At 71.3% G+C, this 17571-nt stretch carries 17 protein-coding genes; 10 read left to right on the top strand and 7 right to left on the bottom strand.

Features of this window, described 5'->3' with window-relative positions; genetic code table 11:
- Position 1: 1 nt before the first annotated feature.
- From IEX89_RS05640 to IEX89_RS05630, 3 genes are all read right to left on the bottom strand, one after another.
- Positions 2 to 460, bottom strand: coding sequence for a tripartite tricarboxylate transporter TctB family protein (locus IEX89_RS05640; protein WP_188910512.1), 459 nt, complete (start codon positions 458 to 460; stop codon positions 2 to 4).
- Positions 460 to 1452: a Bug family tripartite tricarboxylate transporter substrate binding protein gene (locus IEX89_RS05635; RefSeq protein WP_188910510.1), complete on the bottom strand. Its 993-nt coding sequence runs from the start codon at positions 1450 to 1452 to the stop codon at positions 460 to 462. The genes IEX89_RS05640 and IEX89_RS05635 overlap by 1 nt, the downstream gene beginning before the upstream one ends.
- Positions 1453 to 1550: 98 nt before the next feature.
- A complete protein-coding gene (locus tag IEX89_RS05630) occupies positions 1551 to 2225 on the bottom strand; it encodes an RraA family protein (RefSeq protein ID WP_244645109.1) in 675 nt (224 codons plus the stop codon).
- A gap of 116 nt (positions 2226 to 2341) precedes the next feature.
- Between IEX89_RS05630 and IEX89_RS05625 the strand changes: the two genes are divergently transcribed.
- Entirely contained in the window at positions 2342 to 3247 is a 906-nt protein-coding gene (locus IEX89_RS05625) for a LysR family transcriptional regulator (RefSeq protein ID WP_188910506.1), read from the top strand.
- A gap of 4 nt (positions 3248 to 3251) precedes the next feature.
- Here IEX89_RS05625 and IEX89_RS05620 read toward each other — a convergent pair whose 3' ends face one another.
- Positions 3252 to 4235, bottom strand: coding sequence for a GntR family transcriptional regulator (locus tag IEX89_RS05620; protein WP_210317581.1), 984 nt, complete (start codon positions 4233 to 4235; stop codon positions 3252 to 3254).
- Positions 4236 to 4487: 252 nt separating this feature from the next.
- Here IEX89_RS05620 and IEX89_RS05615 point away from each other — a divergent pair, with 252 nt between their 5' ends.
- The 6 genes from IEX89_RS05615 (at position 4488) to typA (ending at position 11298) form a co-directional block, all read left to right on the top strand.
- Positions 4488 to 5231: an SDR family oxidoreductase gene (locus IEX89_RS05615; RefSeq protein ID WP_188910502.1), complete on the top strand. Its 744-nt coding sequence runs from the start codon at positions 4488 to 4490 to the stop codon at positions 5229 to 5231.
- The gene (locus tag IEX89_RS05610) at positions 5228 to 6313 is read left to right on the top strand and encodes an Ldh family oxidoreductase (protein WP_244645108.1); all 1086 of its coding nucleotides are present in this window, start codon (positions 5228 to 5230) and stop codon (positions 6311 to 6313) included. The genes IEX89_RS05615 and IEX89_RS05610 overlap by 4 nt, the downstream gene beginning before the upstream one ends.
- 59 nt (positions 6314 to 6372) lie before the next feature.
- Positions 6373 to 7395, top strand: a complete 1023-nt coding sequence (locus IEX89_RS05605; RefSeq protein WP_188910500.1) for a C4-dicarboxylate TRAP transporter substrate-binding protein — start codon at positions 6373 to 6375, stop codon at positions 7393 to 7395.
- Between the two features lie 115 nt (positions 7396 to 7510).
- A complete protein-coding gene (locus IEX89_RS05600) occupies positions 7511 to 7996 on the top strand; it encodes a TRAP transporter small permease (RefSeq protein ID WP_188910498.1) in 486 nt (161 codons plus the stop codon).
- A gap of 4 nt (positions 7997 to 8000) precedes the next feature.
- On the top strand, positions 8001 to 9281 hold the full coding sequence (locus IEX89_RS05595) for a TRAP transporter large permease (protein WP_188910496.1): 1281 nt from the start codon (positions 8001 to 8003) through the stop codon (positions 9279 to 9281).
- A gap of 187 nt (positions 9282 to 9468) precedes the next feature.
- Entirely contained in the window at positions 9469 to 11298 is a 1830-nt protein-coding gene (typA, locus tag IEX89_RS05590; protein WP_188910494.1) for a translational GTPase TypA, read from the top strand.
- Between the two features lie 33 nt (positions 11299 to 11331).
- Here typA and IEX89_RS24865 read toward each other — a convergent pair whose 3' ends face one another.
- Positions 11332 to 12213 (bottom strand): hypothetical protein, encoded by an 882-nt coding sequence (locus IEX89_RS24865; protein ID WP_244645107.1) that lies wholly within the window; start codon positions 12211 to 12213, stop codon positions 11332 to 11334.
- Between the two features lie 186 nt (positions 12214 to 12399).
- Entirely contained in the window at positions 12400 to 12846 is a 447-nt protein-coding gene (locus IEX89_RS24235) for a DUF2231 domain-containing protein (RefSeq protein WP_244645106.1), read from the bottom strand.
- A gap of 3 nt (positions 12847 to 12849) precedes the next feature.
- On the opposite strand from IEX89_RS24235, the gene coxB reads away from it, so the two are divergent.
- Genes coxB through IEX89_RS05570 form a run of 3 tightly spaced genes read left to right on the top strand, consistent with a single transcriptional unit; the run spans position 12850 to position 16585 of the window.
- The gene (gene coxB / locus IEX89_RS24230; protein ID WP_244645104.1) at positions 12850 to 13710 is read left to right on the top strand and encodes a cytochrome c oxidase subunit II; all 861 of its coding nucleotides are present in this window, start codon (positions 12850 to 12852) and stop codon (positions 13708 to 13710) included.
- On the top strand, positions 13707 to 16250 hold the full coding sequence (ctaD, locus tag IEX89_RS05575; protein ID WP_188910488.1) for a cytochrome c oxidase subunit I: 2544 nt from the start codon (positions 13707 to 13709) through the stop codon (positions 16248 to 16250). Before coxB ends, ctaD begins: the two co-directional genes overlap by 4 nt.
- A complete protein-coding gene (locus tag IEX89_RS05570; RefSeq protein WP_188910486.1) occupies positions 16247 to 16585 on the top strand; it encodes a hypothetical protein in 339 nt (112 codons plus the stop codon). The genes ctaD and IEX89_RS05570 overlap by 4 nt, the downstream gene beginning before the upstream one ends.
- Here the strand turns inward: IEX89_RS05570 and IEX89_RS05565 are convergent.
- Positions 16567 to 17559: an alpha/beta fold hydrolase gene (locus IEX89_RS05565; protein ID WP_188910484.1), complete on the bottom strand. Its 993-nt coding sequence runs from the start codon at positions 17557 to 17559 to the stop codon at positions 16567 to 16569. The genes IEX89_RS05570 and IEX89_RS05565 overlap by 19 nt on opposite strands.
- Positions 17560 to 17571 lie beyond the last annotated feature (12 nt).

Raw genomic sequence — 17571 nt, 5'->3', positions numbered from 1 at the left:
CTCAGAAGACGAGACCCGACGGCAGGGGGATGAGGAAGAGCTCGCGCAGGATGGCGTCCACGGCCACGGGCACGACGATGGCGAGGATCGTCGCAACGATCCACGAGCGCGGCCGGTAGAGCGCGAAGACCGCGGCGAGGAACAGGATCGAGGCGGCGAGGAAGCCGAGGACGAGCATGCCCAATGCATAAGCGAGCGTCAGCCCGACGAAGAGGAGGCCGAGGCCGAGCCGCCCGCCTCCCGCGCCGTCGGCCGACCCGGCGGGCTTCGCCTCAAGCGCGACGGCGATGGAGAAGAGGAGGACGAGGCCGCCCGCGAGATAGGGGAGCGCGGTCGGCCCCACGGTGTAGAACCCCCCGCCACCGAGGAACGGGTCGTCGCCGAGATCGGGCACGAGCACCAGCAGGAAGGCGAGCGCCGCCGCGGCGAAGACGATCCCGAGGAGGCGGGGGGCGTTCATCAGTTGCCCTCCGGGCGCTCGCCGATGGCCTCGCGGATGGCGGCGGACATGTCGCTCATCGCCTGCTCGAATTCCTGGCCGGAGAGGTAACCCGGCTGGATGTTGGCGCGCTCGGCGAGCGTGGCGAAGGTTTCGGACTGCATCGCCTGCTCGAAGCGCTCCTGGAGATAGGCGATCGCCTCGTCCGGCGTGGCGGCGGGGGCGACGAGGCCCTTCATGTTCTCGAGGTTCACGTCGTAGCCGAGCTCGGAGAGCGAGGGCACGTCCGGGATCTGGGGCGCGCGGTCGGAGGTCGTGGCGATGGCGTTCACGTTGCCCGCCTCCATCTGCGCCATGGCGTCGCCCGGCGTGATGATGGCGAGATCGACGTGACCGCCCAGCAGCGCCGCGAGCGCCGGCGCGCCGCCCTGATAGGGCACGTGCTGCATCTCGATGCCGGCTTCCTTCTCGAAGACGAGGAAGGCCGAATGCAGGATGCCGGCGGGGCCGGAGGAGGCGTAGGCGAGGTCGCCCGGGTTCTCCTTGGCGTGCTCCACCACCGCCTCGACGCTGTCGAGACCGCTGCCGGCCTTCGTCACGATGACCATGTGCTCGCGGTTCACGCGGGCGACGCCGCGGAACTGGTCGAGGCTGTAATTGGTCTCCATGTGGTTGGGGACCGACGTGCTCTCGCTGCCGCCGCCGACGAGGAGCGTGTGCCCGTCGGGATCGGCGTTGGCGACGATCTCGGCGGCGAGCGTGCCCGAGGCGCCGGGGCGGTTCACCACGACGAGCGGCACGGGGAAGAGCTCCTGGGCCGCCGACGCGATGAGGCGGGCTGTCTGGTCCGTGCCGCCGCCGGGCGCGAAGCCGACGACGATCTGGATGGGACGGGTGGGCTCCCAGCCCTGCGCGGAGGCGGGGGCGGCGCTCAGGCCGAAGCTCAGGCCGGTCGCGGCGGCGAGGCCGAGGCCGAGCGCGGTCGAGAGCACGGTTCTCCTGGTCGAGGTCATGCGTTTTCTCCCTTGTCGTTGCGTTGTCGATGCTTCGTCGCGACGCGCCCTTGGCGGGCGTCTCGTTCGTTCGTCGGTTCGAGGGGCGAGGCGCGGCGTCAGACGCCCGCGCAGCCCTTCTCCCGAAGGATCTGGTCGACCCAGGCGCGGTCCCAGCCCGCGCCGGCGATGGCGGCGAGCGTCTTCGCCTCGCGCTCCATCTGCGCGCGCCCGGCCTCGACGAGCTCCGCCGCCTGCGCCCGCGGCACGCAGAGCACGCCGTCGAGGTCGCCGACGATTACGTCGCCCGGCTCGATCACCATGCCGTCGAGCGCGATCGGCACGTTCACCTCGCCGGGTCCGTCCTTGTAGGGGCCGCGATGGCTCACGCCAGCGGCATAGACGGGGAAGTCGTCTTGGCCGATCGCATCCATGTCGCGCACCGCGCCGTCGACGACGAAGCCGACGACGCCGCGCGAGCGGGCATGGGCGATGATCAACTCGCCGATGAGCGCGTTCGTGAGGTCCCCGCCGGCGTCGACGACGATGACGTCGCCGGGCTCTGCCATGTCGGCGGCCTTGTGGATCATCAGGTTGTCGCCGGGGCGCGTCTTCACGGTCAGCGCCGTGCCGGCGAGGCGCCCGCCGCGATGCATCGGGCGCAGCCGCGCCCCGCCCGCGACCATCCGGCCGAGATTGTCGCTGAGGACGGCGCACGGGATCTCGCCCAGCGCACGCACGAGCGCGGCATCGGTGCGGACATGGCCGGTGACGACGCGGAATCCGAGGCTCACGGAAGACCTCCCTTTCATGTTTATCGTTGGCGGGAGGTTAGGAACTGGCTTTCCGTTGTGTCCAATATATTGTCGGTACCGTATTGATGCCCGTTCGGCATCGCGAGGGGACCGGCATGCTGGAGACGCGGCTGATCCGCTCCTTCGTCCACGTGGCGGAGGAGCTGCATTTCGGGCGCGCGGCGCAGCGCCTGCACATCGCCCAGCCGGCGCTGAGCCGGCAGATCGCGCAGCTCGAGGAGCGCCTCGGCGTGGTCCTGCTCGAGCGCACCCAGCGCGCGGTGACGCTGACGGCGGCGGGCGCCACCTTCCTGGAGCGCGCCTATCGCATCCTCGCGGACATCGACAAGGCGGCGGACGAGGTGAAGCGCGTCGTCGCGGGCGAGGTGGGGCAGCTCGTCGTGGGCTTCATCCATTCCTCCACCTACGGCATCGCGCCCCAGCTGCTGCGACGCTTCCGGGAGGCCTATCCGTCGGTTCGGCTCGATCTCTACGAGATGACGATCCAGGAGCAGGTGGAGGCGCTGGCCGAGCGGCGCATCGACGTCGGGCTCCTGCGCCCGCCCATCGCCGACCCGCTCCTCGACCACGCGGTGCTCGAGGAGCAGGACTTCCTCCTCGCCGTGCCGGGTTCGCATCCGCTGGGCGCGCGCGAGCGCGTGTCCATCGCGGAGCTGTCGCAGGAGAGCTTCATCCTGTTCTCGCAGCGCAACAGCCCGCTCTTCTACGGGCGCATCGTCGCCATGTGCGAGCGCGGCGGGTTCGTGCCGCGCCTCGTCCAGAACGCGACGCAGATCCACACGGTGATGGGGCTCGTGAGCGCCAACATGGGCATCGCCATCGTGCCCTCGGTGGCGCGGAACCTGCACATGCCGGACGTCCGCTTCCTCGCCTTCGAGGAGGCGTTCGATCCCGTCGCCGTGGGCGTCGCCTGGCGCCGCGACGCGCGCTCGCCGGTGCTCGCCGCCTTCCTGGAGCTCGCCCGGGCGGGGGCGGGGGAGGGGGAACTCGAGAGCGCGTGACGCCTCAGGTCGAGGCCGCCTCGTCGGCGGCGGGGGCGAGGCGTTCGAGATAGGGGAGGTCCGGCGGGTCGAAGGCCTCGCGGATGCGCGCGATGCGGGCCATGGCGCGGGCGCGCGAGACGGTGAGGTGGGCCCGCAGGCTCGCCGCCGCCTCCTCCACGCGCCCGGCGCGCAGATGGCCCACGATCTCCCTGTGCTCGGGCAGGAAGGGCTCGACCTCGTACATCGCCAGCGTGCGCCGGTAGAGGAAGCGGTGGGCGATGAGCAGCGACTGGTGCAGCCGGATCGCCTGCAGGAGCGCCTCGTTGCCGCAATGGCCGAGCAGCTGCACGTGCATCTCGTCCTCCAACGCGTCCAGATCCGCGCCCGTCAGCCGCTCCGGCGCGGCGAGGGCGTCGGCGAGCCGATCCTCCATGCGCGCGAGGAGCGCCTCGGGCGCGCGGGCGAATGCCCGGCGCAGCGCCTCCGGCTCGAGGATGGCGCGCACCTCGTAGAGCTCGCCGACATGGCGGGCCGAGAGCGCCGGCGCGATCCAGCGCGCGCGCTCGCCCTTGCGCACGATCCCCGCCTGCTGGAGGCGCCCGACGACGTCGCGCGCGACGGTGCGGCTCACCCCGTAATGCCGCGCGAGGTCGCTCTCGACGATGCGCCATTGCGCGACGAGGGTGCGCGCCACGATCTCGCTCTCGACCTCGTCGTAGATGCGCTCCCAGGAGGCGACCGAGCGCAGCGGCTCGACGGAGGGCGGTCTGCGAAGGGGCTGCTTCGCGGCGTGAATGGAGCCCGCGCGCACCCGGTAGCCGCGCCCCTCCGCCTTGTCGAGGAGCCCGGCCTCCGCGAGACGCGCCAGCGCCTGGCGCGCGGGAGGGCGGCTCACGCCGAAGCGTGCCGCGACCTGCGTCTCCGTGAGACGCGTGCCGTCGGCGAGGCGCCCGGCCCCGATCTCGTCCGCGAGGATCGTGTAGACCCGCTCGTGCAGGCGCGGCACGGGGCCCGTGATCGGAGGCTCTCGTCGCTCGGCTGGCACCGGCACCTGTCGCAATTCCCGCACGCTGACGTCCGGGACCATGCCCGGGCACAGAGGATAGCCACGCCCGCACGCCCGCGCAATTCGCACGGCGGCGCCGTGGGTTCGCGCATTCGACGAAGATCACCCAAGGTGAGGCTTGCGCTTCGTCTCCAAAAACGTACAGTGCACACAATAGACGTTCTCGAAGGAACGCGCAGGGGAGGAGACGCGATGAGCGGACGGCTCGCAGGAAAGCGCGCGCTGGTGACGGGCGCGGGACAGGGCATCGGCCGGGCGATCGCCGTCGCCTACGCCGCCGAGGGCGCGGAGGTCGTGGCGGCGAGCCGCACCCTGTCCAAGATGCGCGACCTGCCCGAGCGCCACGCCACGATCGCCCCGGTCTCCCTCGACGTCTCCGACGAGCACGCGATCGCGGCCACGCTCGGACGCGAGGAGCCCTTCGACGTCGTCGTCAACGCCGCCGGCTGGGTGCATCAGGGCACGCTGATCGACTGCTCGCTCGCCGATTGGCGCGCGAGCCTCGAGCAGAACGTCACCTCCGCCTTCCTCGTCCTGAAGGCGACGCTGCCGGGCATGATCGCGCGCGGCGGCGGCTCCGTCGTCAACGTCGCCTCCGTCGCCTCCAGCGTCACCGGCGTCGCCGAGCGCGCCGCCTACGGCACCAGCAAGGCGGCGCTGATCGGGCTGACGAAGGCGATCGCGCGCGACCACATCCGCGACGGCGTGCGCGCCAACGCGCTGTGCCCCGGCACGACGAGCTCGCCCTCGCTCGAGGCGCGCATCGCCATGAACGACGATCCCGAGGAGGCGCGCCGTCGCTTCGTCGCGCGCCAGCCCATGGGCCGCCTCGGCACGGCCGAGGAGATGGCGGCGGCGGCGCTCTACCTCGCGAGCGCCGACGCCTCCTTCGTCACCGGCACGGTGATGGTGATCGACGGAGGCCAGACGCTGTGAGCGCGACCGGATCGGAGGGCGCGCTCGAGCGCGTGCGCGAGGCGGACCTCGCCGCGTTCTGCCGCGAGGTCCTCGCCTTCGCCGGCGCGGATCTCGAGACGGCGGACGCGGCGACGCGCGCGATGCTCCACGCCTCCCGGCTCGGCGTCGACAGCCACGGGGTGCGGCTCCTCGACCATTACGTCCGCGTCCTGCGCGGCGGGCGGGTCAACGGCACGCCGATGCTGCGCTTCGACCGCGCGGACAAGCCCGTCGCCATGCTCGACGCCGACCACGCCCACGGGGCGCGCGCGACCTACGCGGCGATGGAGCGGGCCTGCCTCGCCGCGCGCCGCTACGGCATCGGCGCGGTCGGCATCCGCAATTCCTCGCATTTCGGGGCCGCGGGCGCCTATGCGCTCGCGGCGGCGGAGGTGGGCCTGATCGGCCTCGTCGTGTGCAATTCCGACGCCTTCGTGCGCCTCCACGGCGGGGCGGAGCGCTTCCACGGCACGAACCCCATCGCGGCGGCGGCACCCAGCGGATCGGGCCGGCCCTGGCTCCTCGACATGGCGACGAGCGCCATTCCCTACAATCGCATCGTCCTCCACAGGAGCCTCGCCCGACCGCTCCCGGAGGGCACGGCCTCCACCGAGAGCGGGGAGGACACCGAGGAGCCGGATCTCGCGGCGATGCTCGCGCCGCTGGGCGGCGCCTTCGGCTACAAGGGCGCGGGGCTCGCCGGGCTCGTCGAGATCCTCAGCGCGCTCCTCACCGGCATGGGCACGAGCGCGGAGCTCCTGCCCATGACCGGGCCCGATCTCTCGACGCCGCGCGGGCTCGGCGCCTTCGTCCTCGCCATCGACCCGCAGGCCTTCGTCGGCCGCACCGAGTTCGAGGCCGGCATGCGCCGCTACGTCGCCGCCCTGCGCGGCTCCGCGCCCGCGGAGGGCGCACGCGTCCTCGCGCCCGGAGACCGCGAATGGGAGGAGGCCGAGAACCGTGCCCGGCTCGGCATCCCCATCGACCCGCATTCGCTCGAGGCCTTCCGACGCCTGTCGGAAGAGCTCGGCGTGCCCCCACCGGCGTCCATTCAGCGATAGAGGGACCCGAACCCGGCTCCAACGATCGAGCCATTCCAGCGACAAGGGAGGAAAAAGCCATGCGCGTTCACGAGAAGGCCGGAAGGCTCGCCGCACGCTCCGCCGCACGCTCCGCCGCAGCGCTCGCCATCGCCGCGCTCGCCACCGGCATCGGCGCCGGGAGCGCCCTCGCCCAGGAGCACACGCTGCGCTTCAACCACGTGCTCGGTCCCAACGAGCCCTTCCACCGCGGCTTCACCGCCTGGGCCGAGCGCGTCGCCGAGCGCACGAACGGCGGGCTCGAGATCCAGGTCTTCCACTCCGCCCAGCTCGGCGTCGAGGAGGACATCATCGAGCAGATCCGCCAGGGCGCGAACATCGGCCAGAACACCGACGCCGCGCGGCTCGGCACCTACGTCCCGGGCATCGCCGTCGTGAACGGGCCCTACTTCGTCTCCTCCGCCGAGGAAGCGTTCTCGCTCGCCGACGCGCCGACCATGCAGGGCTGGCTCGCCGAGCTCTCCGACCAGCACGGCATCGAGGTCGTGTGCTTCGACTGGGTGCAGGGCTTTCGCAACTTCTTCACCAACGAGGAGATCCGCACGCCGGCCGACCTCGAGGGCCTGCGCATCCGCACGCCGCCGGCGCCGATCTGGCAGGAATCGATCCGCGCGCTCGGCGCAGAGCCCACCGCCATGGCCTTCGGCGACGTCTATCCGGGCCTCCAGCAGCGCGCCATCGACGGCGCCGAGCTGACCTATCCGAACATCACCGCGGGGAACCTGAACGAGGTGCTCGACACCGCCAACGAGACGAAGCACATCCTGCTCGTCAACTTCCAGATCGTCTCCTCGCAATGGTTCGACGGGCTTCCCGCCGAGTACCAGGCCGCCTTGAAGGAGGAGTGCCGCGCCGCCGGCCAGGCGACCTCCGCCGAGATCGCCGCCGCCGCCGAAGCCGCCAAGCAGCAGCTCGTGGACGCCGGCATGACAATCGTCGAGGACGTCGACATGGAGGCCTTCCGCGCCGCGGGCGAGGCCGCCTACGAGGCGCTGGGCCTCTCCGAGGAGAAGGCCGCGCTCCAGGCCGAGATCGGCGGGTGACGCGGGTCGAACCGGGGCCGAGCCTGCGCCGAGACCTCTCCTTCCCCTACAGGGAAGGAGCAGGCTCGCGGCGGACCATGTGCGTACGCGTCACGGAGAGGCCGGCGGAGGCGTCATGAAGCGGATCTACGCGTCTCTCGTGAAGGCCGAGGCCGTCCTCGCCGGCTTCCTGCTGATGGCCATGGTGGGGCTGATCTTCGCGGGCGGGATCGCGCGCATGATGCGCAACCCGCTCAACTGGACGATCGACCTCGCCACCTGCTTCTTCGCCTGGGCGGTGTTCCTGTGCGCGGACATCGCCTGGCGCAACGACAAGCTCATGGCCGTCGACCTGATCGGCCCGCGCCTCCCGGCACGCGGCCGTCATGTGCTCGGCACCCTCAACTACGCGATCATCTGCGTCTTCCTCGGATACGTGATCTATGCCGGCGCCTGGCTCTCCTGGGTGAGCCGGGCGCGCTCCTTCCAGGGCATTCCCGGGGTGAGCTATTCGTGGGTGACGATGAGCCTCGTCGTCGGTGGCGCGCTCCTCCTCGCGACGACGCTGATCAAGCTCGCGCGCCATCTGCGCGGCGGCGCGACGCCGGCGAAAGGAGCGTGAGGCGATGCTCCTCGTCGTGATCGCCTTCGTGGTGCTCCTCGCCATGGGCATGCCGGTGGCCTTCGCCATCGGCATCTCGGGCGCGCTCTTCTTCGTGCAGCATCCCGAGCTGCCCTTCACCATCCCCGTCCAGGTGACGGTCTCGCAGACGCAGAACTTCGCGCTCCTGGCCGTGCCGCTTTTCATCCTGGCGGGCAACTTCCTCAACCGCTCGGGTCTGACGAGCCGGCTCGTCGATCTCGCCTCCGTGCTGACGGGGCGCATGCGCGGCGGGCTCGCGCAGATCTCGGTGACGCTCTCCGCGCTGATGGGCGGCGTCTCCGGCTCGGCCATCGCGGACGCCGCGATGCAGGCGCGCATGCTCGGCTCGGAGATGACGAGCCGGGGCATGACCCGCGGCTTCGCGGCGGGCGTGCTCTCCTTCAGCGCGATCCTCACGCCGATCGTGCCGCCGGGCATCGGCATGATCCTCTACGGCACGATCGGCAACGTCTCCATCGGGCGCCTCTTCGCGGCCGGCATCGTGCCGGCGCTGCTCTTGTGGCTCGCCTTGAGCCTCGCCGTGTGGCTCACCGCCCGTGCCCGCGGCTACCCGCCCCAGCGCACGACGCGCCCGACGCTGAAGGAGGCCTCCTTCGCGGTGCGCGCCGGGATCTGGGCGCTGCTCTTCCCCGTCTTCCTGCTGCTCGGGCTTCGCATGGGCGTGTTCACGCCTTCCGAGATCGGCGCCTTCGCCGTGCTCTACGCCATCGTGATCGGCTCCGTCGTCTATCGCGAGCTCTCCGCGCGCGGCTTCGCCGAGGCGCTGGAGACGAGCCTCTCCGACGTGGGCGCCGTCATGGTGCTGATCGCGCTCTCGGCGATCTTCTCCTACGGCATCGTCTTCGAGCAGATCCCCGCCGCCGTGTCCGCCTTCGTCGTCGGGATCTCGGGCAACCTCGAGATCGCGATGATCCTGATCGTCGCCTGTGTGATCGCCATCGGCTTCTTCGTCGACGCGACGGTGCTGATCATCATCCTCACGCCGATCCTGCTGCCGACGATCCGGGCCCTGGGCGGCGATCCGGTGCATTTCGGCATCGTCTTCATCGTGGCGGCGACGATCGGGAACTTCACGCCGCCGGTGGGGGCGGCGATGTACGCGGTGTGCACCATCCTCGACTGCAGGGTCGGCGAGTACACGCGGGAATCGCTCGGCCTCCTCGCCGCCGTGGCGCTCGTGGCGCTGGCGCTCGTCTTCCTGCCGGGGCTCGTGCTCTTCCTGCCGGACCTCCTCTTCGGCTGAGGCCCGGCGCCGGCGGAGGCGTAATCCCGCGCGGACGCGGCGCCCGTGCACGCCCTCTCTTGCATAAAACCCGCATTCCGCTTATGTGCGGCGCGACAATCCCCGTCCCATCGCGAGCGTCATCACGCGGTCATGGTCGCGCCGGCACACAGGCGCGCCCCGAGGGCGGACCTTTTCGGAAGACACCATGCAGCTGCGCAACATCGCGATCATCGCCCACGTCGACCACGGCAAGACCACCCTGGTCGACAAGCTCCTCTCCCAGTCGGGCGCGTTCCGCGAGAACCAGCGCGTGGCCGAACGCGTGATGGATTCCAACGACCTCGAGAAGGAGCGCGGCATCACCATCCTCGCCAAGGCGACCTCGGTCGTCTGGAAGGACGTGCGCATCAACATCGTCGACACGCCCGGCCACGCCGATTTCGGCGGCGAGGTGGAGCGCATCCTCTCCATGGTGGACGGCGCCATCGTGCTCGTCGACGCCGCCGAGGGGCCGATGCCGCAGACGAAGTTCGTCGTCTCCAAGGCGCTCAAGATCGGCCTCAAGCCGATCGTCGCCATCAACAAGATCGACCGTCCGGACGCGCGTCACCAGGAGGTGATCAACGAGGTCTTCGACCTCTTCGCCGCCCTCGACGCCACCGACGAGCAGCTCGACTTCCCGATCCTCTACGGCTCCGGCCGCGACGGCTGGATGGCGGCTGCGCCCGAGGGCCCGAAGGACCAGGGCCTCGCCCCGCTCTTCGATCTCGTCCTCGACCACGTGCCGCCGGCGGAGGTCGACACCGGCCCGTTCCGCATGCTGGGCACGCTGCTCGAGGCCAATCCCTTCCTGGGACGTATCGTCACGGGCCGCATCGCGTCGGGCGTCGTGAAGCCCAACCAGACGATCAAGGTGCTCGACCGAAAGGGCAACCTCGTCGAGCAGGGCCGCGTCTCCAAGATCCTCGCCTTCCGCGGCATCGAGCGCCAGCCCATCGACCAGGGCGAGGCGGGCGACATCGTCTCCATCGCCGGCCTGTCGAAGGGCTCGGTCGCGGACACGTTCTGCGACCTCTCCGTGGAGGAGCCGATCCAGGCGCAGCCGATCGATCCGCCCACCGTCACCATGTCCTTCATCGTCAACGACAGCCCGCTCGCCGGCACCGAGGGCGACAAGGTGACCTCGCGCATGATCCGCGACCGCCTGATGAAGGAGGCCGAGGGCAACGTCACGCTCAAGATCGAGGAGAGCGCCGACAAGGACTCGTTCTTCGTCTCGGGCCGCGGCGAGCTCCAGCTCGCCATCCTCATCGAGACCATGCGCCGCGAGGGCTTCGAGCTCGCCGTGTCGCGCCCGCGCGTCGTCTTCAAGAAGGACGAGGAGACCGGCGAGACGATGGAGCCCGTCGAGGAGGTCGTCATCGACGTCGACGAGGAGCATTCCGGAATCGTCGTGCAGAAGATGTCCGAGCGCAAGGGCGACATGGTCGAGATGCGCCCCTCCGGCGGCGGTCGCCTGCGCCTCGTCTTCCACGCCCCGACCCGCGGCCTCATCGGCTACCAGTCGGAGCTGCTCACCGACACCCGCGGCACCGCGATCATGAACCGCCTGTTCAAGGCCTACGAGCCCTACAAGGGCGAGATGGCCGGGCGCGTGAACGGCGTGCTCATCTCCAACGAGATGGGCGAGGCGGTGGCCTACGCCATGTGGAATCTCGAGGACCGCGGCCCCATGGTCATCGATCCGGGCGCCAAGGTCTATCAGGGCATGATCATCGGCATCCACACCCGCGACAACGACCTCGAGGTCAACGTCCTCAAGGGCAAGAAGCTCTCGAACGTGCGCTCCACGGGCAAGGACGAGGCCGTGCGCCTCACCCCGCCGATCCGCATGACGCTGGAGCGCTCGCTTGCCTGGATCCAGGACGACGAGCTCGTCGAGGTGACGCCGAAGTCGATCCGCCTGCGCAAGGCGATCCTCGACCCCAACGACCGCAAGCGCGCCGAGAAGCAGAAGGAGGCGCTGGCGGGGTGAGGGATGGTGCGGGCCCTGCCGAGGGGCCCGCATTCACCGCATGCCGAAGCCCCGAACGGGTGCGGCTCTCGCGGAGACGCGGCTGCGGAACATCGCTCCGTCGAGCCGCGGAAAGGTCGTCTGCGCCGTGAACGGCCGCAGGTGCGCGAGCTCGTCGAGGAGATCGGGACCCTCGACGAAGGCATGGTGCCGCTCGACGTCCTCGTCCTGCGTGATCGCCGAGACGGTGAACGGCGGCGGACCTGCCGGGAAGCGCGACTCGATCGTACGGGCGAGCGCTCGCCCGAGGCGCCCGAGGTCGTGCTCCTCGTAGAGCAGGACGAAGAGAGGGATCTCCCCGCTCTCGGCATGGATCTCGCCGACGATCTCCTGCGCATCGTCCGCGCAGGCTTCGCGCGCATCCGCGAGGAAGCTCTCGAGGTCGCTTTCGCGAAGGTCCATCGTCATCTCCTCCATGGGTCGAGCAGTAGCCTCAATGACGCGGATGCACAACAGAAGTTGCATCCGTGTGCTTCGAATAGCTGAGGTGAAGCGCAGCCATGCCGTTGCCGGGAACGTCCCGGCCACGCTCCGCATTGTCCGTGCGACCCATCCGCGCGGATACGCATGCTCGAGATCTGGCTGAAAGCCGCCCACATCGCCGTCCTGTCGCTCTGGGCGGCGGGGCTGGTCGCGCTCCCTGCGCTCATCGGCCCGCGGGGCGAGGCGTCGGACGACGAATACGCGCGGCGCCTGCGCTTCACGCGGCTGGCCTTCGAGCTCGTGATCTCGCCCGCGGCCGTCTTCACGGTCGCGACCGGCGTGGCGCTGATCTTCGTCGCCTCCTGGGAGACGCCCTGGCTCGCGGGCAAGCTCGCGGCCGTGGGCGGAATGGGGCTCCTGCACATGCTCGTCGGGCGCGGGCTGTCGCGTCACGCCGAGCGCCTCGAGCCGGGGCCGGCCGCGCGCGCGCTGATCACGCTGGGCGTCGTCGCCTGCATCGCCGCGGTCCTGGGCTTCGTGCTGGGCAAGCCGATGCTGCCGGAGACGATCTTCCCCGCCTTCATGCGCGACGGTCGCCCCGACGGCTTCCTCGACGGGGTCGACCTGCTCGGCGCCGTCTCAGGGCGTATGCGCGAGATCGCCGCCGCCGGCCTTCTCGTCCCCGTCCTCCTCCGGCGACGCGACGCCGAAGCGGTGCTCGAAGACGAGCTTGCCGCCGTGCCAGCCGGCGAAGCCGACGAGGAGGAGCTGCAGGCCCGACAGCGCGAGACCCCAGGGCAGCACCGCGGCCTCGAAATCCTCGATCCGGTGCGCCCAGTTCAGCGCCAGCACGGCGAGCAGCGTCATGGCGATGACGCCGTGCGTCCACGCCGCGGCGCGGCGGCGCGCGCCCGGCACCAGCATCATCTCGCCGAAGCCCGAGAGCGCGGCGGCGCAGCCCATCAGGAAGGCCGCGCCCGCGCCCCACAGGGCGGAGCGCGCGAAGAACGGATCGAGCGTCCACCAATAGGCCGCGTCCGACGCCGCGACCCAGAAGGCGCCGGCGATGGGAAAGGCGACGAGCATCGCATGGATCGGATGCCCGAACAGGGCCACGCGGCTGTCGAGGTCGCCGAGCGACCGGGGCTTGTCGAGAACGGTCTCGACGATGTTCGAACGGTCCGCGCGCATCTCGTCTCCTGGTCTGGGACCCGCCCCGCGGCGGGCCTCTCGGTTCTCGGGGCGAGCGGGCTCGCCGGCTGCGCGGGCCCGCTCTCGACGCTCGATCCCGCCGGCCCCGCGGCCGCCGACATCGCGCTCCTGTGGTGGGTGATGCTCGCCGGCGCGGTGGCGATCCTCGTCTTCGTCTGCGCGCTGGCGCTCGTCCCCTTCCTTCAAGCGCGGCGGGGGCGTCCGGTTTCATCGCGCGCGCCGCGCGATGCGGTCTGGCTCGTCGGTGGCGGCCTCGCCTTTCCCTTCGCGACGCTCACGGCGCTGATGCTCTGGGCCTTCGTCATCGAGCCCATCGACGACGCCGCGCTGACCGGCGAGGAGCCGGTACGCATCGCCGCGACGGGCCGGCAATGGGTCTGGAGCTTTCGCCACGAGGACGCGCCGGGCGGCGCGCTCGTGCTCGACGGCGTCATGCACGTCCCGGCGGGGCGGCCGGTCGAGGTCGCGCTCGCGAGCGTCGACGTCATCCACTCCTTCTGGGTGCCGCGGCTCGCCGGCAAGCGCGACGCGATCCCCGGACGCGTCAACACGATCACGATCCTCGCCGAGGAGCCGGGCACCTATGCCGGCGTCTGCGGCGAATATTGCGGGGAGGGACACGCCTACATGCGGCTCGACGTGATCGCGCACGCGCCCGAGGCGTACGAGGCGGCGCTCGCGCGTCTCGCCGCCGAGACTGCCGAGCCCGGCGGCACGACCGGGGAGGCGCCGCGATGACCGATCCCGCCACCGCCGCGCGGCGCGCCACCGCGATCCGCCTGCATCGGGCGCTCTACGCGATCTGGGACACGCCGCCGGGCCGGGCGCGTCTCGGCGCGGTGAACCATTCGATCGTCGGGCGGCGCTTCATGCTCACCGCGCTCGCCTTCTTCATGGCGGCGGGCCTGCTCGCGATGCTCCTGCGGACGCAGCTCGCGCTGCCGCTCAACGACGTGCTCGGGCCCGGCGCTTACGCGCAGGTGGTGACGCTGCACGGCACGGTGATGATGTTCCTCTTCGCCATCCCCTTCATCGAGGGCATGGCGCTCTACCTCCTGCCGAAGCTGCTCGGCGCGCGCGACCTCGCCTTCCCACGCCTCTCGGCCTTCGGCTACTGGTGCTACCTCATCGGTGGCTCGGTGGTGCTCGGCTCCATCGCCTTCGGCGCGGCGCCCGACAGCGGCTGGTTCATGTACACGCCGCTCTCGACGAGGCCGTTCTCGCCGGGCATCGGGGCCGACGTCTGGCTGCTGGGCATCACCTTCGTCGAGGTCTCGGCCATCGCCGCGGCCGTCGAGATCACGGTGACGATCCTCAAGATCCGTGCGCCGGGAATGTCGCTGGGGCGCATGCCGATCATGGCGTGGTACCTGCTGGTGACGGCCCTGATGATCCTGGGCGGCTTTCCGCCGCTCATCCTCGGCTCGATCCTGCTCGAGGTGGAGCGCGCCTTCGGCTGGCCCTTCTTCTCGCCCGAGGCCGGCGGCGACCCGCTGCTCTGGCAGCACCTGTTCTGGCTCTTCGGCCATCCGGAGGTCTACATCATCTTCGTGCCCGCCGCCGGCGCGATCTCGACGATCCTGCCGGTCTTCGCGCGCCGCCCCATCGTCGGCTATTCCTGGGTGGTCGCGGCGGTGGTGGCGCTGGGCTTCCTGTCCTTCGGCTTGTGGGTCCACCACATGTTCGCCACGGGCCTGCCGCGGCTCTCGCTCGCGTTCTTCTCGGCGGCCTCGCTGCTGGTCGCGGTGCCCACCGGCGTGCAGGTCTTCGCCTGGCTCGCGACGCTCGCGAAGGGGCGTCCGGTGCTCACCCTGCCGATGCTCTACATCCTGGGCTTCTTCTTCGTCTTCGTGGCCGGCGGGCTGACGGGCGTGATGGTCGCCATCGTGCCCTTCGACGAGCAGGTGCACGACACGCACTTCGTCGTCGCCCACCTGCATTACGTGCTCATCGGCGGCTTCGTCCTGCCGATCCTGGGGGCGATCTACTATTGGCTTCCGCAGATCAGCGGTCGGCTGCCGGTGTTCCGGCTCGGCAAGACGGCGTTCTGGCTCATCTTCGCGGGCTTCAACCTCACCTTCCTCGTCATGCACTGGACGGGGCTGCTCGGCATGCCGCGGCGCGTCTTCACCTACGAGGCGGGGCTCGGCTGGCACGCGCCCAACCTGATCTCGTCGATCGGCGCCTTCGTGCTCACCATGGGCTTCGCCCTCGTGGCGCTCGACCTCTTCCTCCAGCTGCACCACGGCCGCTCGTTCCGGCGAAATCCCTGGAGGGCGAGCACGCTCGAATGGGCGATGCCGACGCCGCCCGCGCCGTATGCCTTCGCGAGCCTGCCGCACGTGACGAGCCGCGATCCGCTCCACGACGACCCGACCCTGCCGCAGGCCCTCGCGGCCGGCGAGGGCTATCTCGGGCGCGTGCGCGAGGGGCGCATGGAGACCCTCGTCGTCACCATGGTGGACGCGAAGCCCGAGCAGATCCTCGTCCTGCCGAACCAGGACTACACGCCTTTGTGGACGGCGCTCTCGCTCGCGGTCTTCTTCGGCTGCATGCTCGCCTCGCTCTATTGGCTTGCGCCGCTCGGGCTCGTCCTGACGCTGGTCTTCGCCTGGCGCTGGGCCGCGAGCGGAGCGATGCGCGTCGATCCGCCCCCCGAGGACGCCGGGCGCGGCGTGGTGCTCCCGCTCCACGTCGCGTCGGCGCGACCGCCGACCTGGTGGGCGACGCTGTTCCTGCTTCTCGCCGACGCGATCCTGTTCTCCTCGCTGGCCTTCGGCGTGATCTTCCTCGCGGCCTTCGCCCCGGGTTGGCCCGCGCCGAGCGCCCCCGAGCTCCCGGGCCTCGCCGCCATCGTCTGCGCCGCCGCCCTCGGCGTCGCGGGGATCGCCGGCCTCGCGGCTGGATGGGCGAACCGCAGCGCGCGCGTCGCCCGCGGGGCGGCGCGCGACGGCTGCCTCGCGTTCACGGCGGCGGGGAGCGCGGTGGCGCTCGGCGGGCTCGGCTGGATGGCGCTCGGCCTCGCGCCGACGAGCCACGCGCATCATGCCGTCGTCGGCGCGCTCCTCGCCTATGTCGCGCTGCATGCGACGGTCGGCCTGATCCTGAGCGCGTTCTCGCTGAGGCTCGCGCTCGGCGGCGCGATCTCGGCGCTGCGGCGCGCGCCCGTGGAGATCGCCGCCATGTGGCAGGTCTATACGGCCGCGACGGGTCTCGTGGCCCTCGTCCTCGCGCTGTGGGCGCCCGAGGCCCTGCGCGCGCCGGAGGCTCTGCGATGAGCGCGCTCTCGCGCCCGATCGGGCTCCTGTGGCTCGTGGGGGGCTTCCTCGTCTGGTCCTCGGCCTTCCTCGTCCTCTACGGCCTGCACGCGATCGGCTGCACGTATGCCTGGGACGCGTCGACCCTGCGGATCGCGCTCCTCGGCGCGTGGGTCGGCCATGTCGTCCTCGCCGGGGCGCTCGTGCCCCTGTCGCGGCGTGCGGGGCGCGGAGAGCGTCCCGACGACCGCGGTGCGGGCTTCGTCGCGCGGGCGTCGCTCGTCCTGTCGGCGGCGGCGCTGGCGGCGACGATCTGGATCGGGCTGCCCGTTCTCGCCTATCCGCTCTGCCGGTAGAGGGCGAGATCCCCGTCGTCGTCCGCCTCCGCGGCATCCGCGCCCGGCAGGAAGGCGTCGATGGCCGCCAGCACCGGCGCGCGGATGGCGTCCACCTCGGTGAGGAGCTCGTGGCGCGCGCCGGGCACGACGAGGGCGTTGCCGGTCTTCAGCCGCGCCGCGAAGCGCTCGACCGCGGGCGTCGAGACCACGCGATCGGCGCCCGCCGCGATCACCAGCGTGGGGATGCGGATCTCGAGGGCGGCGCGCGGCTCCTGGAGACGACGCATCAGGGCGAAGGCCCCGCGTGCCCACCCGATCGTGGGATCGCCGATGGCGCCGTCCTTGAGCGCCGCGGCCGCGTCGGCGTTGCGGGCGTAACGCAGGCGATCGGAAGTGAGGAGGTTGGTCGCGAAGGGCTTCGTCGCCATGGAGGTCTCGCCGCCACCTGGTATCCAGGCGCCGCCGAAGCCCGCGAGCCAGGCGAGCGTCGTCGCCGCATGCGCGAGGCGCGGGCGCGTCACCTGCGCGAGCCCGATCATCGGGGCGAGCGCGACGATGCGCTCCGCCGGCAGCCGCCCGCGCCGGGCGAGGTCGAGGGCGATGGCCGCGCCCATGGAATGGCCGAGCACCGCGTGCGGCCCCGGGCAGTCGCGCGCGAGCACCTGAGCGGCGATCGCCTCGACGTCGCGCGCATAGCGGCCGAAGCGCCCGACATGACCTTTTCGCGGATCGCTCAGCACCCGCTCCGAGCCGCCTTGGCCGCGCCAGTCGAAGGCGACGACGGCGAAGTCGCGGGCGAGGAGGTCGCGGATCGTCTCGAAATACTTCTCGATGAACTCGGCGCGCCCCTGGAAGATCACCACCGTTCCCCGCGGGCTGGGGCAGCGCGCGGGCCAGCGGGCGACGCGCAGCGGCGCGCCGTCGCGCGCGACGATGCGCCCGACGATCGCGCCCTCGGGGATCGGATTTCCAGGCGTGGGGACGAGCTTCATGAGCCCGACCCT

It is taken from the genome of Salinarimonas ramus, assembly GCF_014645695.1.
Classification (GTDB): domain Bacteria; phylum Pseudomonadota; class Alphaproteobacteria; order Rhizobiales; family Beijerinckiaceae; genus Salinarimonas; species Salinarimonas ramus.
The sequence above is the reverse complement of the archived record's forward strand: the minus strand, read 5'-3'. Positions and strand labels throughout refer to the sequence as shown.